The organism is Ideonella azotifigens, assembly GCF_006519715.1.
Taxonomy (GTDB): domain Bacteria; phylum Pseudomonadota; class Gammaproteobacteria; order Burkholderiales; family Burkholderiaceae_C; genus Ideonella; species Ideonella azotifigens.
Map to the genome: position 1 here is coordinate 1 of NZ_VIDT01001030.1, position 1,419 is coordinate 1,419.

At 69.8% G+C, this 1,419-nt stretch carries 1 protein-coding gene; it reads left to right on the top strand.

Annotated features, from left to right (window positions below):
* Positions 1 to 1,268 (top strand): TonB-dependent receptor plug domain-containing protein (locus FKP22_RS33135; RefSeq protein WP_170201180.1); only part of this gene is annotated, 1,268 nt, incomplete at its 5' end.
* Positions 1,269 to 1,419 lie beyond the last annotated feature (151 nt).

Here is a 1,419-nt window from a genome sequence, read left to right on the forward strand (position 1 = left end):
ATGGCGACGCGGAAGGCCGCACCACGCTGTTCGCCCGCGTCCGCCAGGGCGACTGGCGGGCCACGGTGCTGCATGCGCTGCGCACCAAAGGGAATCCGCTGTTTCCAGACGGTGTGCAGGGCGACCCGCGCACCGTCAACCATGACGAGCAGTCATTGCTGGACCTGAGCTGGGTGCATGCGACCGACGAGGGCGACGAGCTCACGGCGCGCGGCTTTGCCGGGCGCTACCGCTTCGAGGGCCGCTATGCGATGGACTATCCGCCGGTGACGGTGAACCAGGACATTGCGGTGGGCCGCTGGTGGGGCCTGGAAGGCCGCTGGCTCAGCACCCGCTGGCAGGACCATAAGCTGCTGGTGGGCGCCGAGCTGCAGGTCTTGCCGCTGCTGCTGCAGCGCAATGCCGACATCGATCCCCCCACCGCGCCGCTGCTCGACGACCGCCGCAGCCTGCAGCGCCATGCCTTGTTCGTCGAGGACCAATACGCGCTGGCCCGCGACTGGACGCTGGACACGGGACTGCGCTGGGACCAGACCAGTGGCAGCGCGCGTGAATTCAGCCTGCGCGCGGGGCTGATCTGGCGGGCCGACGACACGCTGGTGGCCAAGCTGATCCATGGCACCGCCTACCGTGCGCCGAATGCTTTCGAGGCCCACTACCAGGTCCCCGGCAGCGGTGGCTATGAAATCAATCCGAAGCTGACCAGCGAAGGCGTGCGCGGCAGCGAGCTGGCGCTGGACTGGCGGCCCGATTCGCAGGACCGCTACAGCCTGTCGCTGTTCAGCAATCGGGCGCGCCAGCTGCTGGTGCTCAACCGCGACCCGGACAGCGAGCGCTATCGCTTCGACAACCAGGGCGGCGTGCGGACCCACGGCGCCGAGCTGGAATGGGAGCGCATCTGGGCCAGCGGCGGCAGGCTGCGCGCCAACCTGACGCTGCAGCACGGCCGCGACAGCGACATGGACACCCAGGTGGCCGGCTACTCGGCCGAGCGCATGGCCAAGCTGGCGGCGATCTTGCCGCTGGGACGGGGCTGGCAGGCCGGGCTGGAATGGCAGGGCATCGGCCGGCGCGGCGCAGCGGCTGCCTACCAGTTGAGCAACCTGACGCTCTCGACACCGCTGGCCTCGCGCGGCTGGTCCTTCTCGGCCAGCGTGTTCGACCTGTTCGACCGGCGCCATCAGGACCCTGGTGGTGACGCCACGACCCAGCCGGTGCTGCCGCAGGCGGGCCGCAGCGTCGAGCTGCGTCTGGACTTTGCGTTCTGACGCGATGCGCCTGTCCTGCACGTCCTTCTTCAGGCGGCTGTGCTGGCTGCCCGGCCTGGCCGTGCTGGGCCTGCCGCTGGCGCACGCCGTCGAGCGGGCCGACCTGGAGTCGGCCATCGTCTACAACCTGCTGCAGTACGTGGAATGGCCC